Source organism: Acidisoma cellulosilyticum (assembly GCF_020621385.1).
Taxonomy (GTDB): domain Bacteria; phylum Pseudomonadota; class Alphaproteobacteria; order Acetobacterales; family Acetobacteraceae; genus Acidisoma; species Acidisoma cellulosilyticum.
This window is the reverse complement of record NZ_JAESVA010000004.1, coordinates 433,183-450,040: the sequence shown is the minus strand read 5'-3', so window position 1 is coordinate 450,040 and position 16,858 is coordinate 433,183. Positions and strand designations below refer to the sequence as shown.

General features: G+C 62.4%; 12 protein-coding genes. 2 read left to right on the top strand and 10 right to left on the bottom strand.

Annotated elements, in window-relative coordinates:
* Window positions 1-26 precede the first annotated feature (26 nt).
* The 3 genes from ACELLULO517_RS14335 to ACELLULO517_RS14325 form a co-directional block, all read right to left on the bottom strand.
* The gene (locus ACELLULO517_RS14335) at window positions 27-1,079 is read right to left on the bottom strand and encodes a M29 family metallopeptidase (RefSeq protein WP_227308091.1); all 1,053 of its coding nucleotides are present in this window, start codon (window positions 1,077-1,079) and stop codon (window positions 27-29) included.
* A 14-nt stretch (window positions 1,080-1,093) separates the two neighbouring features.
* The gene (locus tag ACELLULO517_RS14330; protein ID WP_227308090.1) at window positions 1,094-2,572 is read right to left on the bottom strand and encodes an amidase; all 1,479 of its coding nucleotides are present in this window, start codon (window positions 2,570-2,572) and stop codon (window positions 1,094-1,096) included.
* Window positions 2,573-2,705: 133 nt separating this feature from the next.
* Window positions 2,706-3,722, bottom strand: coding sequence for a LacI family DNA-binding transcriptional regulator (locus tag ACELLULO517_RS14325; protein WP_227308089.1), 1,017 nt, complete (start codon window positions 3,720-3,722; stop codon window positions 2,706-2,708).
* 175 nt (window positions 3,723-3,897) lie between these two features.
* Here ACELLULO517_RS14325 and ACELLULO517_RS14320 point away from each other — a divergent pair, with 175 nt between their 5' ends.
* A complete protein-coding gene (locus ACELLULO517_RS14320; protein ID WP_227308088.1) occupies window positions 3,898-4,773 on the top strand; it encodes an isocitrate lyase/PEP mutase family protein in 876 nt (291 codons plus the stop codon).
* Between the two features lie 145 nt (window positions 4,774-4,918).
* On the opposite strand, the gene ACELLULO517_RS14315 is transcribed toward ACELLULO517_RS14320, so the two are convergent.
* The 7 genes from ACELLULO517_RS14315 to ACELLULO517_RS14285 all read right to left on the bottom strand — a co-directional run bounded on the left by ACELLULO517_RS14315 (window position 4,919) and on the right by ACELLULO517_RS14285 (window position 15,363).
* The gene (locus ACELLULO517_RS14315; RefSeq protein ID WP_227308087.1) at window positions 4,919-8,230 is read right to left on the bottom strand and encodes a DEAD/DEAH box helicase; all 3,312 of its coding nucleotides are present in this window, start codon (window positions 8,228-8,230) and stop codon (window positions 4,919-4,921) included.
* 573 nt (window positions 8,231-8,803) lie between these two features.
* A complete protein-coding gene (locus tag ACELLULO517_RS14310; protein WP_227308086.1) occupies window positions 8,804-9,577 on the bottom strand; it encodes an SDR family NAD(P)-dependent oxidoreductase in 774 nt (257 codons plus the stop codon).
* A 21-nt stretch (window positions 9,578-9,598) separates the two neighbouring features.
* A complete protein-coding gene (gene rutA, locus ACELLULO517_RS14305; RefSeq protein WP_227308085.1) occupies window positions 9,599-10,675 on the bottom strand; it encodes a pyrimidine utilization protein A in 1,077 nt (358 codons plus the stop codon).
* 48 nt (window positions 10,676-10,723) lie between these two features.
* Window positions 10,724-11,662, bottom strand: coding sequence for an NAD-dependent epimerase/dehydratase family protein (locus ACELLULO517_RS14300; protein ID WP_227308084.1), 939 nt, complete (start codon window positions 11,660-11,662; stop codon window positions 10,724-10,726).
* Window positions 11,655-12,623, bottom strand: coding sequence for an ABC transporter permease (locus tag ACELLULO517_RS14295; protein WP_227308083.1), 969 nt, complete (start codon window positions 12,621-12,623; stop codon window positions 11,655-11,657). Before ACELLULO517_RS14295 ends, ACELLULO517_RS14300 begins: the two co-directional genes overlap by 8 nt.
* A complete protein-coding gene (locus ACELLULO517_RS14290; protein WP_227308082.1) occupies window positions 12,616-14,211 on the bottom strand; it encodes a sugar ABC transporter ATP-binding protein in 1,596 nt (531 codons plus the stop codon). The genes ACELLULO517_RS14295 and ACELLULO517_RS14290 overlap by 8 nt, the downstream gene beginning before the upstream one ends.
* A gap of 24 nt (window positions 14,212-14,235) precedes the next feature.
* On the bottom strand, window positions 14,236-15,363 hold the full coding sequence (locus ACELLULO517_RS14285; protein WP_227308081.1) for a sugar ABC transporter substrate-binding protein: 1,128 nt from the start codon (window positions 15,361-15,363) through the stop codon (window positions 14,236-14,238).
* A 375-nt stretch (window positions 15,364-15,738) separates the two neighbouring features.
* Here ACELLULO517_RS14285 and ACELLULO517_RS14280 point away from each other — a divergent pair, with 375 nt between their 5' ends.
* Window positions 15,739-16,806 (top strand): LLM class flavin-dependent oxidoreductase, encoded by a 1,068-nt coding sequence (locus ACELLULO517_RS14280; RefSeq protein ID WP_227308080.1) that lies wholly within the window; start codon window positions 15,739-15,741, stop codon window positions 16,804-16,806.
* Window positions 16,807-16,858: the final 52 nt, after the last annotated feature.

The following is a 16,858-nucleotide window of genomic DNA, read 5'->3' as shown; positions in this document are numbered from 1 at the left end:
TCCTGCTTGTCTCTGTCGTTATGCGGTCAGGCGGCAACCGGGCGTGCCGGGGCGCGCATGTCAGGCGGCAAGATGCGGCCATCCTCCACGATCAGCTGTCCATCGAGATAAAGCGAGCAACCACGCAAAGGCATGTCGAGATGGCAGGCGGTGTCATTGGTCCCGCCAAGTTCGGTGTTCGGACCTGTCGAAAACAGCACATTGCCGTAGAAAGCCAAGGCATGAACGCCGATCTCATTATCCAATTCCCGCGTCGCCGCGAAATGGTGCCAATTCGCGCGCTCGTTCAGGCCCCAGCCGATATGAGACACCGCATAGGCCCGTGGGTCCCCGAAACTATCCATGTATTGACGCAGCAAGGCGGCATCCATGCCGTCACCTTCGATTGTGGTGACCATGCCGCCTTCGACCGTCAGGGTGACGGGCGATTGGATATAGCGGCGAAAGGCATTGATGATATCGCCGGGCATCAGCACCACACGGCCGTCGACCGCACCATCGTCCCCCTGGGTCAGCAGAAAACCCGAGGGGAAATGGTCCCATCGTCCAGGTTGGTCGGTATAGCCATATTCGGTCATCACCGGATATTGGCCGATCCGGTAGCGAATATCGGTGCCGTGGGGCGAGGTGACGCGCAGTTCCCGCGCGCTGCCGAGCATGGTCTCTCCATGCTCCACCCGGCGGCGTAGATCGGTCGTCGGAAACAGATCGCGCAAGACGCTGAAGGGTTCCCAAACCAGCAACATGCGTGTGCCGGTGGCTGTAATCTCATTCTGCTCCTGGCTGAACAGAAGCCCCATCAGATCGATGACGATATCGGCCATCTTCAGCGCCTCGATCGCGGCGCGATTGCCGGCAAGCGGCGTGCGGCCGACCTGGTGAAGCGGGCCCACGCTCGGCACCGATGGCAGATTGAGGTGGAAAGCCGGGGCACCCAATCGCTGTGCCGCGACCAGGAAAGCCTGGGCGTAATCGGCGCGCACCTGGCCTTCGCTCAGCACCGCAACCGTCTGGTCCGGGCCTACCTTGCAGAGCAACAACTCCGCTTCGAACAAAGCCACCATGTCGAGATCCATCATGATCCTCCCTGGGCTCAATGCATTGATGTGGAAGACGCCAGCGCATCCACGCCGGTGGCCTGGGTGAGCAAGCGAAACGGCGTGTCGTAGTGCCAGGGCCTTGCCCGCTCGATCTGCGCCGCGAGCGCGAAGATCCGCCCTTCCTCGCCGAGCGGCGCGCCGACCTGAATGCCGAGCGGCAGGCCCGACGCCGTTTGACCAAAGGGAATACTGGCCGCCGGACAGCCAGTGGCATTGTAGAGCGCGGTGAAAGGGCTATGGGCCCAGAACCGGTCGTAGAAGCCGGTATCCGCAGCCCCTTGCCCGGCCAGCACCCCGAGCAGCGGCGGCGGCGCGGCGGTTGCCGGTGTCAGCAGGATATCGCAATGGCGGAACGCCCGGCCCATCGCCTCACCGGCCCGGCGCAGAGCGGCGATCGCCTCCGCATGGTCCAGTGCGGTCAACCCCGCCCCGCGCGCGATCCAGGCGGCATTCACCGGTTCCAGCAGGCTTGTGTAATCGGCGATCCCGGCACGCGTCGCGTAACCGCGAACCGAGGCCAGGACGCTCGTCAGAGTAATAACCTCCCAGGCGGATTTGATCGCATCCGCATCCTCGTCCGCCGCGCGCCATTCCACCCGATGGCCGAGCGATTCAAGCAGCGCCGCCGCCGTCTCCGCTGCTGCCACGCAGTCCGCGTCAACCGGCGTTCCCAAGGGCGCCGTGACCGACAGGCCAATAATGAGCGGCGCCGGATCGCGCATCGTCTCGGCCAGATATGGCCGCGCCTGTGGCGGGGCCGCGTAAGGATCGCCCGGCAATGCGCCGGCTGTCGCGTCCAGCAGTGCGGCGCTGTCGCGCACGCTACGGCTGACACCATGCAACCCGCTCATACCCATCAACGGGTCCGGATTGTCGAGCCCCGCCGAAACACGCAGTCGCGTCGGTTTAAGACCAAAAAGGCCGCAATGGGCCGCCGGGACACGGATTGACCCGGCGCCGTCAGACGCATGGGCCAGCGGCACGATGCCGGCCGCGACTGCGGCCGCGGAGCCGCCAGATGAACCACCCGCACTATGCTGCAAATTGCAGGGGTTACGCGTCACACCCTGGGCCAAAGGCTCGGTCGTGAAGCTCAAAGACAGTTCGGGCGTATTGGTCTTGCCGAAGATCACCAGCCCGGCCGCCTTGTGACGGGCGATCAAGGGCGTGTCGGTCGGGGCGATGTGATCCCGGAAAAGCGCGCTGCCGCTTGTCATCGGGGCGCCGCCCAATGCACCGCCGGCATCCTTGATCAGGAACGGCAGTCCCGTGAAGGGGCCGTCCGGCAGACCGGCTGCAATCTGACGCTCGGCCAGGCCCGTCGTGAGATGGGCCAAGGCATTCACCTTCGGCTGAACCACCTCCATGCAAGCAACCGCCGTCTCAAGCAATTCGCTTGCGGTCACGTCACCGCGCCGCACCAAAGCTGCGAGACCAAGCCCATCATGCTGAAGATAGTCGCGACAGTTCATGGCTGGACCTTAACTTATTATAATAAGTTCCTCAATCGGATACTGCATAAAAATGCGCCACTTATTCCGAATCAGCCAAAACAAAACTCGCATTGTTATTAATTGCGTATTTTTTAGGCATACTTAAAGACCATTACGCCGTGGCGCGCTCCACGATTTCGAACCCAAGATCCACACTGGCGGGGTCCACCGGGCGGCCGTCCAAGCGGGTGAGCAACATGCTCGCCGCCCTGCGCCCAATGTCATAGCGTGGGAAACGCAGGGTGGTGACGGCCGGCGAAATACGCTCCTGCAAATCGCTATCGTCGGTGCCGACGATCGCCAGTCTTTTCGGGATGGCAATCCGCCGCCGCTTGGCCTCCAGCACGGCACCGGTCGCCAGAACGTCACCGGACAGAAAGACCGCATCGACGGCGGGCGTCAGGCTCAGGAAATACGTCAGCGCCTCCGCGCCGCCCGCCAGTCCGGCTGCGACCTCTATCGTCAGTGCCGGGTCCACTGGCATCCTGGCCCGCGACAGCGCCGCCTGATAGCCGGCCCTGCGCTCCTCCGCACGATCATTGTCGTCCGTCGGCAGGCTGGCGAAGCCGATGCGACGGTGCCCGCGCGCGATCAGATAAGCGGTCATCGCCCTTGCCGCTTTACGATTGGAGAAGCTTGCCACCATGTCGATGGGCTGACGCGTCAGATTCCCGGTCTCGACACAGGGAATGCCGGCTTCCCGCAACATCACCCGACTGCGGTCCGTATGCGTGGTATTGTGAAGGACCACTGCGCAAACCCTTTGACCAAGAAAGGCGCGAATGGCGGCCTCCTCTCCGGCCAGGGAATAGCCGCTATCGGCGATCATCAAGGGGTGGCTGGTCCCCAATACGTCGGAGACGCCCTGAATGGTCTCGACGAAAAGCGAATTGCGCAGGCTCGGCACAATCAGGCCGACGATATTGGTGCGTCGCGACGCCAGACTGCCGGCAACGCGATTCGCGACATAGCCCGTCGCCTCAATAGCCTGCTCGATACGCTGCAGGGTTTCGGGCGTCACACATGTCGGATCGCGCAGCACGCGCGAGACGGTCATGCCGGAAACACCTGCCATGGCGGCGACATCCGCCATGCGCGGCGCGCGACGGACGCTGGCATTTTTCGACAAGATCGCTCCTCTTCCTGGCTCTGGACGCCATCCGTCGGTTTTGCAGGACCAATCGCAAAATCTTAGCCGCGCTTGAGGTCGCTAAAAGAAGATTGCAGATCGTTCTCTCTTTCGTCAAGTTAGCGCTAACTCGCGGACAGCGCCGCTGACCGCTCGTCGAGCATGGAGGCAGTCCTTGACCCGTTCCGCGCGCTTTCGCGAACTCCTGAAAACACCGCCCTTCGTTTGCATGGGCGCGCATGACGCCATCACCGCGAAACTTGCCGAACAAGCGGGCGCGTCTGCGATCTTCGTCAGCGGCTTTGCGGCTTCCGCAGTGCTGGCGGGTGCGCCTGATGTCGGCCTGCTGACACAGACAGAAATGTTCGAGCATATCCGCCGCATCTGCCGTGCCACGACGCTTCCGGTTTTTGCCGATGCCGATACCGGCTATGGCGGTGTTCTCGAATCAGCGCGGACCATTCAATTATGGGAGGAGGCCGGCGCCTCGGTCCTGCATCTTGAGGATCAGGCCGCCCCAAAGAAATGCGGCCATTTTACCGGCAAGCAGCTGATCAGCCCGCTTGAAATGCAGCAGAAGCTGCGCGCCATGCTCGATGCGCGGCGTGATCCGGACTTCTTTATCGTTGCGCGCACCGATGCTCTCGCCGTCACCGGGCTCGACGATGCCATCGCACGCCTGACCGCCTATGCGGCGGTCGGTGCCGACGGGCTCTATATGGATGCGATGGAAAGCGTCGAACAGATGCGCGAAGTCAGCGACCGCCTGAAGCCACTTGGCAAGCCTCTTCTTTTCAATATGGCGCGCTCCGGCAAAAGCCCGTTCCTGTCTTTGCAACAGGCGCATGAACTTGGCTTTGATTTTACGCTCTGCCCAATCGAGTCCATGTTTGCAATGCATAAGGCCGTCAAGACGATGATGGAGACCTTTCTCGCGGAAGGCGCCTCAACCAATGCCGTCAAGGATATGTTGACGCCTTTCGACGAGTTCAATCAATTCATCGGTCTGCCGGAGGTACTGGCGCTCGAAAAGCGCTATGCTATTGAATGACTATATCGCACGGGCTTTGCCCGAGGCGATGCTGAAACCCTTGTCTCTGGATCTGCGGCTCGGAATATCGGCGGCTCTGGCCGAGGGAACGGAGTGGCATTTTCCACGGCGTCACACGCTCAGCAGAGATCTTGCTGCTACGTGATTACGCTGCAAGTTTCTGCGCGGATCCGGTGCCGAACAGAAATTCGACGTCGTCGATTTCCACGCCCGAGAAATCGCCTTCCGCGCTGAGGGCAATATTCGCCAGATCAGCCTTGCGGCGCTGAAGTTCCACGATGCGGTCCTCCACCGTGTCGGCCGCGATCATCTTGTAGACGAAGACCGGCTTGGTCTGGCCGATGCGATGCGCGCGGTCCGAGGCCTGGTCTTCCGCCGCCGGGTTCCACCAGGGATCGTAATGGATGACGGTATCGGCGGAGGTCAGGTTCAAGCCGCGGCCACCGGCCTTGAGGCTGATCAGGAACAACGCCACCTCACCATTCTCGAAGGCCCGCACAGGCTCGGCACGATCGCGCGTGTCGCCGCGCAGCTCGACGAACTTCACCCCGGCCTCGACCAGGCGCGGCTTAATGAGATCAAGCATCGTCGTGAATTGCGAGAACAGCAGAATGCGGCGACCTTCGGGGATCATCTCCGTGATCATGTCCAGAAGCTCATCGAGCTTGCTTGAGGATTCGACGGCGCGCGCGGACGGCAGCTTGACCAGCCGTGGATCGCAACAGACCTGCCGCAGCTTGAGCAGCGCGTCCAGCACCACGATGCGGCCTTGCGCTGCCGTCAATTCGGCGACCTTGTCGCGCACCTCGTCATGCAGCGTGGCCCGGATCGTCTCGTACAATTCGCGCTGATCCGCCGCGAGGTTGATACGGCGCAGAATGGTGTGCTTGGGCGGCAGGTCGGTCGCGACTTCGGCTTTGGTGCGGCGAAGCAGGAAGGGTTTGATACGGCGAATGAGTTGAAGACGGCGCACCGCGTCGTTGTTCTTCTCGATCGGTGTACGGAAACGCTTGGCGAAGCCTTTGCGGTCGCCGAGCAGTCCGGGGTTGAGGAAGGCGAATTCCGACCACAACTCCTGCAGATTGTTTTCGATCGGCGTGCCCGACAGGCAAAGACGATGCCGCGTGTCGAGCTGGCATACCGCGCGCGTGGCCTTCGCGTCCGGACTTTTGATGACCTGCGCTTCGTCCAACACGACCAGATGCCAGGACAACCGCTTCATTTCCTCGATGTCGCGGGCGAGAACCGTATAGGTCGTGATCACGACATGAACGCCGTCGAGTTCGGAACGGCGCTCATGACGGTCGAGGCCGTGCAGAACGGCGACACGCAGATGCGGCGCAAATTTCGAGAGCTCGGCGGTCCAATTGGTGACCAGGCTTGTCGGCACCACGATCAAAGCGGGACGATCCAGCCGGCCCTCCGCCCCCTCGATGACGATATGGGCGATGGTCTGGGCAGTTTTGCCGAGGCCCATGTCATCGGCCAGGAAACCGCCGAGGCCCAGGCTGCGCAGATGTTGCAACCAGTCGACGCCCTGCTGCTGATAGGGTCGCAAGGTCGCCGTGAAGGTCGCCGGGATCGTGACAGCTGGGATATCCGCGCCGCCGCGGAAATTCTGCGCATAGGCCTCGATCGCGCTCGCATTCTCCCACCGTGTGATGAGGAGGTCTTCGAGGTCGAGGATGCCCCCGGCTTCGCCGTTCTCCAACAACAGGCGGCTTTCGCCGCTACGGCGCGCGGCCTCGATCAGGTCGCCCATCACGGCGAGCAGGCGACGGATACGATCCGCCGGCAGTTTCAGGATGCGGCCGTCGTCCAGGCTGGTGATCAGCTCTCCGTCGATGATCTTGGCGGCATCAATGCCGCCGCGATCCAGCAGGCGGGACAGGATCGGCAGCAGCGGACTGCGCGTGCCGTCAATCTCGATGCCGAAATCGAGGGAGAATGTCCCGCTCTCCGCATCCTCGACCCGGACGTCATAGTCGCCGACCGTCTCGACAAGGCTCGGGCCGAAGTCGCGGTCAATCAGGTTGCGCCAGCCCGACCGTTCCAGCGCCGGCGCGCGTTCGGCGACGAAGGTCTGCCAGCGTTCGGACGCGTCGCGCCCGCGATAGACAAAGACCATACGGCCCTTGGCGGAAGCTCCCTCAGCGATGCGCATCTGGCTAAGGCCATCCTGCCGCAGGGTATCCAGCGCGGCGGTTTCGGCGGCACGGTCACGGCGGATGAAGCTCTGTCCGCCGCCGCCGGCCGATTTGGCCAAGGGCAGGAACTGGCGCTCGTCATCCCCCGGCGTCAGCACGCCTTGGTAGTCAAAGTCCATCGTCAACGCGTTGATATGCTGCATATGGCCGAAATCATCCGGGCAATCGACCTTGCGCAGACGGATGACCGGTACCGGCGGCTGCTCCAGAATGACGGGACCGGCGGCTGCCGCGATGATGGCGTCCGGCCGCCGATCCTCGTCGCGGTCGTAGCGGGAGCGCGTGGGCGCGGGCCGCTTGCCCGTGAAGCGCGGCGCCGGCGGCTCTGGCCGCTGAAAGGTCGGGTTGTTGGCCGGTCGGCCCGCCGGACGAAACACCCGGGGGGAGCCAGCCGCCTGCGTCTGCGGCGTGGCAGCCTGACGCAGGCGCACTCGCCCGACGGCGCCGCTCGCCGCATCGACATACCAGGGGCCGGTATCGCCCAGGATAACAGCAGAGTCGGCGGGCAGATCAGGCGGCAGATTCGCTTGAAAGGCGCGCTCCTCTCCCTGGACGAGGGGGCGCTTATTGGCATGCCAGCGGGCCTTCAACCGTGGCAGCAGGCCGAGCACGGACGCCACGCCGGCGGGCGCCACGGCCACACGGCTGTCTATGCCCGCACCTAGCATCCTGGCCATGATCCGGCTGCTCTCATGACTGGTCCGGTCGGCCAGGATGCGCGCCGGCGTGGTGGTCGCCATCGCGCCCGTTCTTTCGCCGATCAGTAGCGTGGCGACGAAACAGGCATGGGGCGGCTCCCCCGGAGAGAGCTCGAAAACGAGCCGCTGACGCTCGCCGGCGACCGAAACCCCTGGCGCCACCGCGGCCGGCGGCGGCGATCCGGCCTGGGCGGGCGCCGACAAGGCGCTCAAAAGACTGGTCTGTTCAGGGCGCCGCAACACCGGAAACCGATCGAGCGCAGCCAGCGCACCGGCCGCGACATGGCTGCAAGCCGACTGTCCGCAGCTGCAGCGGTTCAGGAAGCCAACCCGGCTGCCCCGCGCCGACGGCGTGATGCTGGCAGTGTAGCGAACGCCGATATGCTCGACCACGACCGTGATCGACGCGTCCTTGAGCGATACGGTCACGGCTTCCAGGAGAATGAGGGACCGTCCCCGCCGCAGCATCGCGGCGTCGAAAACCCGGCTGAGATCCTCGGTCGAGAAGGGCGTCACGGTCGGTGCGGCGCGGGTGGAAACCTCGGCAGACATGTCGGAGGGCAATCAGGCCGCCCCCATCTTGAGGTCGATCATGCCGCATTTCCGCAGGATATTGCCGCTCTCTCTATAGGCAGCCTTGCCAGCGGCCTGTCCGTGTCGGATGCATAAAATCGTGCGAGGAATCATAGGGTGCAAGTTAGGGCTTCACTTCCCCCAGGGCAACGCCAAGCAGCTGGAAGGGGTTTTGAAAACTGTCTTAGGCCGGCAGGGCTGCCCCGCCCCAGACCAGTCCCAGACCAGCCCGCAACGACTGACCGTACCAAGTACGGTCTACAACTTACTGTAAATAGAAGAAAGTTTAGAGCGACGAGCCGTCTGCACGGCGACAAGGTGAGTTCCGGTCAGTATCTGGAGTTCCAGGATTTAGGCGCACATCGCCTGTCCCTGCGTCATGTGATGCAGTTGCATGATGCGATCCGCCTCTCATGACGTTCCAGGCTTTCCGAGGCCATCTGTATTTCTGCTCGGACACCTGTCGTCATCCCAGGACGCTTCCCGCTACCAGACCTAGCCGCCTATGCTTTCAAGCAGGATACATGCCCGAAACGGCCGGATCTCGCGGCATTACCCCGGCGATTCTGCGCCGTTCATCGCAATGGTCTGTCCGTTGACATAGTCCGCATCCGCTGACGCGAGCCAGGAGACGGTGCTTGCGACATCGTCCGGCTTGCCGAAACGGCCCCAGGGAATGGTCGCGGCAAAGCCCGCCACAACCTCTTCGGGCGTTTGTCCGGTGATTTTCGAAAAGCCGGCCGCGATGCCAGACCAGAAGGGCGTTTCGATATGCCCCGGCGCATAGGCGTTCACCCGGATCCGGTGCGGCGCCAGTTCAACCGACAGCGACTGGGTCAGCATGATGACGGCGGCCTTGGACGCGCAATAATGCGCCAGATTGGGCGAGCCTTTGCGCCCGGCGCCGGAAGACGCATTGATGATGCATCCGCCCCGGCCCTGGGCGATCATCTGCCGTGCCGCCGCCCGCGCGCCCAGAAAGACGCTATGCAGGTTGATTTCCGTCACCCGCCGCCATTCGCTGAATTCCATCTCGACCACCGGGGCGATCCCGATCACCCCGGCATTATTGACCATGATGTCCAACTGGCCGAATTTTGCCACGACGGCGCGCAGGGCATCATCGACCACCGCTTCATCGGCGGCATTGCCGGCGATGAACTGAACCGCGCTTTCGTCTTTCAACACATCGACCGGCGGCGGTTGCAGATCCAGAATGGCGATCCGCGCGCCTTCCCTTAACAGCCTCTCGACAATGCCGAGACCGATGCCGCTCGATCCGCCAGTCACCAAGGCGACCTTCCCGGCATGACGCAAATGATCCATCGCTCGCTTACCCTTCAGATATTAGGCTGTCGCACGATCCTGGCGGCAGACCATGAGCGGCTGGACATGCTGGCCGAATGTGTCGAGCCCTGCGATGAAATCGTCAAAGGTCAGCATGATGCCCTTGGCGCCCGGCATGGCGGCGGCTTCGTCCAACAGGCGCGCCGCCGTGGCATAGGAGCCGACGATCGTGCCCATGTTGAAATTGACCGCGCCTTCCGGAAGATTGATGTGACGCGCGGTGCTGCTGGCCCCGGCCGACTGATCCTTGCCGCCCTGATCTGCCATCCAGGCCAAAGCATCGACATCCGCGCCGTCGCGGTAGCGCTTCCACTTCGCCTGCGCCGCCTCATCCGTCTCGTCCGCGATCACCATGAACAGCATATAGGAGCCGACATCACGCCCGGTCGCCGCCGAAGCATCGACCAGCCGCTGCACGGTCGGCTGGCAGGCCGTCGGCGTATTGACGCCAAGGCCGTTGACGAAGTTGAAATCCGCCAGGTGAGAGGCGAATTCCATGCCGCGGTCGCTCTGGCCCGCGACAACCAGCTTGATATCGGCCGAGGGCGCCGGCTTCATCATGCAATTATCCATCTGGAAGAATTCGCCCTTGTGGTTGGACAAGCCCTTCGACCAAAGGTCCTTCATGACGGTGACGTATTCGGATGCATAGTCATAGCGCTGGCCGAAATACTGGTCGCCGGGCCAAAGACCCATCTGCTCGTATTCAACCTTCTGCCAGCCGGTCACGATATTGATGCCGAACCGTCCTGGCGCGATGGAATCGATCGTCGTCGCCATGCGCGCGACAAGCGCCGGCGGCAGGGTGAGGATGGCGGTCGAGGCATAGAGCTTGATGCGGCTGGTAACGGCGGCCAGACCTGCCATCAGCGTGAAGGATTCCAGGCAATAGTCCCAGAACTCCGTCTTGCCGCCGAAACCGTGCAGCTTGATCATGGAGAGTGCGAAATCGAAGCCGTAGGCTTCGGCCTTCTGCACAACGGTCTTGTTCAGCGCGAAACTCGGCTTGTATTGCGGCGAAGCTTCAGAGATCAGCCAGCCATTATTGCCGATCGGGATAAAGACACCAATGTCCATGCCGGAAATCCTCCTGTTCAGCGCGCCTTTTGAAAAGCGCGTCGCACGCTAAAAGCTGTTGTCGCGCAACCATGCCGCGTAGCTGCGCAGGCCGCGATCGAAGTCAATACGCGGTTGCCAGCCGAAATCCCGCAATGCCGCTTGCAGGCTCATCGGTCCTTGAATATCCGTCTCCGGCAGCATGCCCGGACCGATATCGATCCTGGCATCCGGCAGGAACTGAGTGATACGCGCGGCGATGTCGCGAAGCGACAGCACGGCGGCGCCATTGACGTTGTAGCGCGTCGATGCCGGCGCATCACAGTCGAAAGCGGCGATGATTGCATCTGCCACGTCATTGACATGGACGAATTGCAGCGCGTGATCGCCGCCCGCCGGCAGATGAAATGCCGGTCCGCCGAATGCCGAACGGATCATCGGCCGCAGAATGGCGTCCGTCCGACGCCCCGGACCATAGACCCAGCCAAGGCGCAGAGAGGTCGCACTCAGCCCATGCTGCATGGCATAGGTCTGCAGCACAATATCCGCCGCCGCCTTGCTGCTGCCATAGGGTGTGGAGGCCCGCAGCGTCTCATCCTCCCGGATCACCGCCGTCGGATCTGCACTGCCGTAAGCGGAGACCGATGAGCAAAGCACGAACCGGCGCAGCGCAAACTGTCGCGCGAGGTCAAGCAATTGCCAGGTGCCACGAATGTTGATGTCGTAGAGTTCTGCCGGATTGTCCTGCGCCAGCATCGGCCCCGAAATGCCGCCGCAATGGATGATGCCGTCGCATCCCTCCTGCAGCAGTGCCGTATGCCGCAGACTGTCGCGCGTATCCGCCTGCACGAAGCGGAAATTCTGCGGCATCTCGCCTGCCGGACGCACGATATCCGTGCCGATCACCCGGGTACCGCGAGCAAGCAGCGTGTGACTGACGGCGTGACCGATGAAGCCAGCGGCACCGGTCACGATGACCGGCCGCGCGGTCCGGGCGTGGTCAGACAATGTCCGTCTCCTCACGCCCACGGGCGAATTGCGACACCGTCACGGCAACGATCAGCGCACCGCCGTTGAAGACGCTGGTGACCCAGATGGGAATGCCAAGCATCGTGAGACCGGTAATGCCGGTCGCGAGGAAATATACGGCGATAAGCGCGCCCAAGGCATTGAAACGGCCCGGCAAAATGGCGGTCGCCCCCAGATAGGCAGCGGCGAAGGCCGGCAGAAGATAATTGAGGCCGGAGAAAGGGTCCGCCGCGCCGAGCAGCCCGGCATAGGCGACGCCGCCCAAAGCCGCGAGGAGGGAGGAGACGACCAGGCAGGCCGCGCGGATCCAATCGACATTCAGACCGGACAACCGCGCCACTTCGCGGCTGCGGCCGACAAAGAGGATAGAGCGCCCAAGCCCGGTATATTCGAAGACGATCCAGATAATGCAGGCCAGAGCCAGCACATAATAGAAGACCAACGAGATGCCGAGGAAGCGATGACCGATCACGCCGATCAGCGCCGGCGATATGCCGCTGATGGTGCTGGAATTGCTGATCCACTGCACCAGTCCGGCCGCGACCGAGGCCGAACCGAGCGTCACCACCAGCGAGGGGATTCGGACATAGACGATGAAAAAAGCATTGATCAGGCCCATGGCAAGGCCGGCTGCCAGGGATACGGGAATGGCAAGGGCGACCGGCCATTGCAGAACGGCGTTGAGGACGCCGATGATGACGGCGGACAAGGTCAGCGTCGCGCCGACGGAAAGGTCGTAGTCACCTGCCGTCAATGGAATGATCAAGGCGAGCGCCAGGACTGCCCCAGGCGCCTGGGTCGCGAAGAGAACCGAAAAATTGCCCCAGGTCAGAAACACGCCGGGCAGCACGATACTGAAGACGATGATCGTCAGAAGCCAAGCGCCGACCAGCGCGAAGCGTTCCACGAACAGACCCAGATGGAAGCGCGGCTCAGCCATCGATGCGGGCCTGGGGCCGAGAGTCCGATTCGACATAGCAACGCTCCGCGATATGGTCTTTGGTGATCTCGTCCCCGATAAGTTCGGCCGCCACGGCACCGCGCGCAAAGATCAGCACGCGGTCGCAAAGCTGCGCCAATTGCTCGAAATCGGAACTGGCGCAGATGACCGCGGCGCCATCGGTCGCCGCCTGCCTTACGATGCGGAACAATTGTTGCCTGGCCCCGACATCGACGCCCTGTGTCGGCTCATCCAGCAGCAGCAGGCCCGGACGCTTCAGCAGCCACTTCGCCAGCAGGACCTTCTGCGCATTGCCGCCACTCAAGGCGCTGAGCTTCTGGCTCGGCTTATTCGGCCGCACCTCATATTGCGTGGAGAGCTTGCCCGCCTCCTCCACCATTGCGCGACGACGCAGCCCCAGCCGCGTCTGAAAGCGCCGCATGTCGAGCATGAGGAGATTGTCCACGATCGGCAGGCTACCGATGCCACTCGCCTTGGGCCTGTCCGCCGGCAGCAACGCCATCCCGTCAGCCACCGCCTGCCTTGGCGTCATGCTGCGCAACGACTTTACCTGGCCGCCAAACGTCAATGTGCCGGTGCGCGCGCGATCCGCGCCGAAGAGGAGATAGGGCAAGCGCTCATAGCCTGAGCCGATCAGACCGGTCAGGCCCAGAATCTCGCCCTCCTGAATATCGAGTGCCGGCACCGTCAGCCCAGGCTCGGCGATATCCCGCACGGCCGCCTTCACGCTGGCCGTGGCGCGCGCCGCCGCCGGCCGCGTAACCCGCACGATCCGCCGGCCGACGATGCCTTCGATGAAATCGTCATGGCTCGCATGGGCGGTTTCGATCCGCGCCGTTACCTCCCCGTCGCGCAGAACCGTGGCGCGGTCGGTGATTTCGCGAACCTCATCAATATCATGGGAGATGAACAGGACGCTGGCACCCTGGCCGACCAATTGCCGCACGAGGCCGAAAAGGCGCTGCACGCCTTCGCGCGGCAGAAAGGGCGTCGGCTCATCAAGGACGAGAATACCGCCCTTGTCGCCTTCAGACTGGGAATCCGCCAGATCCTGCGACGCACGAACGATCGCCAGCAGGGCGCGTTGCGTCTGCGATAGGCTGTCCAGCCGGGCATTGAGGTCGAGGTCGATGCCGAACCTGCCAAGCGCCTGCGACGCCGCGATACGTTCCGCTTTCCAATTGATCAGACCACGGCGGCCAGTCACATGGGAAACGCGGAGATTTTCCAACACGGTCAAGGACGGCACCAGCCCCAGTTGCTGATGCACGAAGGCGAGTTTCAGGTCACGAAAGGAGCCGGCCGCCATGGGTAGCGGCACGGCCTCCCCATAGAGGCTGATTTGACCGCCGGGGTCGGGCGCGTGAAAGCCGCAAAGGATCTTGACGAAGGTCGATTTCCCGCAGCCGTTCTGACCGAGCAGCCCATGCACTTCACCAGGACCGATATCGAAGCTGATACCCTTCAAAGCGCGGGCGCCGCCGAATGTCTTGGCAAGGTCCCGCACCGCCAGAGCCGTGACGGCGGGCTGACTGTCAAACCGGGCCAGGGACGATACCGCTTCCATCACGCCGCTTTTCGCTGTCCCGCGCTATTTGATTTCCCAGACCTTCTTGAAGCCCGCGACATAGTCGTCGCCATAGCCCTTGTTGGCACTGGCCGGAATGCCGGCGGTTTTTACATTGGACGCGTCGAACAAGTAATAGGGAACACCGATTTCCTTCGGCATGGGCAGGCCGGCAAGCTCACGCATATAGCCGTCGATCGTCGCCCGCGCGATCCAGTCCAGGCTTTCCCCGATATCCATCTCCACATCGCCGTTGCGGATGAAGTCCAGCACGAAGGGCGTGCCGTTCGAGGTCGCGATATGCACCTGCCCGGTCTTGCCCGAAAGGCGAACGGCAGGGACCACGAATTGCGACATGCTGTCATAGATCGGAATGACGTAATTGACCTTCGGGTGGGACAGCAGCGCCGACTGCACGGAGGGCTGAATCTTGGTGCCCCATTCCGTAATGCCGACATTGATCTCCGCCGAGATCTTGCAGTCCGGACAGTTCTTGGCGAGCGCATCATGAATGCCCTGCACCAAGGGCGCGGTCGGCAGGACCTCATCCGATTTGACGATGACCGCATTCGCATGGCCGCCGGTCTTGTAGATCATCCAATTCCCGAGGATCCAACCCTGCCGATAGAAACTGACCGGCAGATTGCCGGCGAGCAGCGGATCGGGCGGCTGCGAGGGATCATAGAAATGCGAGGCGAAAACGTGGACGCCGGCAGCTTTGGCTGCCTGCATCTGCGGCTCTACCACGGCCGGGTTCACGCCGGAGATGAGATCGACGATGCTGATCTTGTTGTTGATGGCAAAGTCCATGCCCTGAACCCATTGGCTCGGCTGGCCCTGGTTCTGCCATTCCTGAACCTTCAGGCCAATTTCCTTGCCGACCGCAATCTCCCGCGTGATGATACCCTTCAGGAATTGATTTGCGCTGGTATTGGGAATCGACAACATTGTCTTCCCTTTCGCAGTCGCCTCGATATCGAAATCCGCACCGGGCGCCACGAAGGTGGGAAGTTTGCGATACTGATCTATGACCGCAGTGGCACGTGCCACGCCGTCGCTGACGGCATCCGCCTTCGCCAGTCCAGGATAAAAAACGGCCGCGATGCCAAGCATCGTTGTCAGAAGCGACAATTTACGCAGAGAAACGGCCATCGCTGTCGGATCCTATGTTGGAGCTGGAGATAAGGCATTTATTCGCGTTATGAATACGCAGTCATGACTGTTATCGAAGCCAGCCGAGACGCTTGTCAAGCATGTTCTGACCCTAGATGAAGGGCGCCAGACGAAATCTGATTGCCTTTGCGTCACTCTGATCAGTTTTCCTTAAATTTGCTCAAATGATAGGCTTTTTCAGCTTATTTTGGTGTCCGCCCTGCTCGATTTCGCCTCGCCGTTCTGGCCGTTTATGCCATCGATCTCAAAATTTAGGCAGTTTTATGGGGGTGAACGGATAGAGGCGTTGACAGCCACGGTCTCGACCGGTCTATGAATACGCATTCGGCGGAACAATGCCGTAAGGAATTTGGCATGGGCGGACATTTGCAGCTCGGTTTGTTTCTCCCAAGCACGAGTGGCGGCATGATCATCGCCGACGCCACACCGCCGCAGAACAAACCGACTTGGCAGCTCAACAAAAACGCTGTCGTGGCGGCCGAGGCCGGCGGTTTCGAGTTTGCTCTGTCGCAGGTCAAGTGGCGCGGCTTCGGCGGCCCGTCCGGCCATTGGGATTCGGCGCTGGAATCCTTCACGCTGATGTCCGCGCTCGCGGCCGTGACGGATAGGATACGTCTTTACGCCTCCGTCGCGGTCCGGACCATCCACCCGGCTATTCTCGCGAAGATGGCCGCGACGATCGACGAAGTCAGCGGCGGCCGCTTCGGCGTGAATATCGTCGCCGGGTGGAACAAGTTCGAATATGCCCAGATGGGCCTGTGGCAGGACGACAACTATTTCATCGACCGCTACGAATACGCGGCAGAATATCTGACTATTCTGCAGCGCCTCTGGTCCGAACCCTCCGTGACTTTCGACGGCAAGCATTTCCAGTTGCAGGATTGCGTCTCCCTGCCCAAACCCGCACAGCGGCTGTCCATCGTCTGCGCCGGGCAGTCCGAAGGCGCGCTCGATTTCGTGGCACGCGAAGCCGACTACGCCTTCGTCGGGCGTCTCAACGACAGCCCTGAACAATTGCGGTCCGTCACCAAGGCGCTGCGTGACCGCGCCGCCGGCCGGGACCGTGCCGTCGGCGCCTATTCGCTGCTCACGGTTATCGCCGACGAAACGGCGGACATCGCGCTCGCCCGGAAGCAATCTTATATCGACCGCCGCGACGATGTCGCAATCGCCGAATTCCTGCGCGCGTCCGGCAAGGACATCAACCGCGCCGATTACGCGAAGCTTGACCCCGCCGTCGCAACCTTCATGTCGATCCCGTCGATCGCCAGTTCCTATGCCGGTGTCGCCGCCCATCTGGATGCGCTGGCCGAAGCCGATCTCAGTGGCGTCTGCCTCTCCTTTCCCGATTTTTCGACGGATGTGCCCATCTTCATCGAACGCATCCTGCCCCTCATGAAATCCCGGTCGCATCCCATGTGACCAGCCGGCCGCCCGACCGACACAGGACGGGCCGTCAGCCGCATCGAAGGAA

Coding starts and splice junctions, on each gene's coding strand:
- ACELLULO517_RS14335 (WP_227308091.1), bottom strand. CDS start 1,079: ATGATGGATCTCGACATGGTGGCTTTGTTCGAAGCGGAGTTGTTGCTC.
- ACELLULO517_RS14330 (WP_227308090.1), bottom strand. CDS start 2,572: ATGAACTGTCGCGACTATCTTCAGCATGATGGGCTTGGTCTCGCAGCT.
- ACELLULO517_RS14315 (WP_227308087.1), bottom strand. CDS start 8,230: ATGTCTGCCGAGGTTTCCACCCGCGCCGCACCGACCGTGACGCCCTTC.
- ACELLULO517_RS14310 (WP_227308086.1), bottom strand. CDS start 9,577: ATGGATCATTTGCGTCATGCCGGGAAGGTCGCCTTGGTGACTGGCGGA.
- rutA (WP_227308085.1), bottom strand. CDS start 10,675: ATGGACATTGGTGTCTTTATCCCGATCGGCAATAATGGCTGGCTGATC.
- ACELLULO517_RS14295 (WP_227308083.1), bottom strand. CDS start 12,623: ATGGCTGAGCCGCGCTTCCATCTGGGTCTGTTCGTGGAACGCTTCGCG.
- ACELLULO517_RS14290 (WP_227308082.1), bottom strand. CDS start 14,211: ATGGAAGCGGTATCGTCCCTGGCCCGGTTTGACAGTCAGCCCGCCGTC.
- ACELLULO517_RS14285 (WP_227308081.1), bottom strand. CDS start 15,363: ATGGCCGTTTCTCTGCGTAAATTGTCGCTTCTGACAACGATGCTTGGC.
- ACELLULO517_RS14280 (WP_227308080.1), top strand. CDS start 15,739: ATGGGCGGACATTTGCAGCTCGGTTTGTTTCTCCCAAGCACGAGTGGC.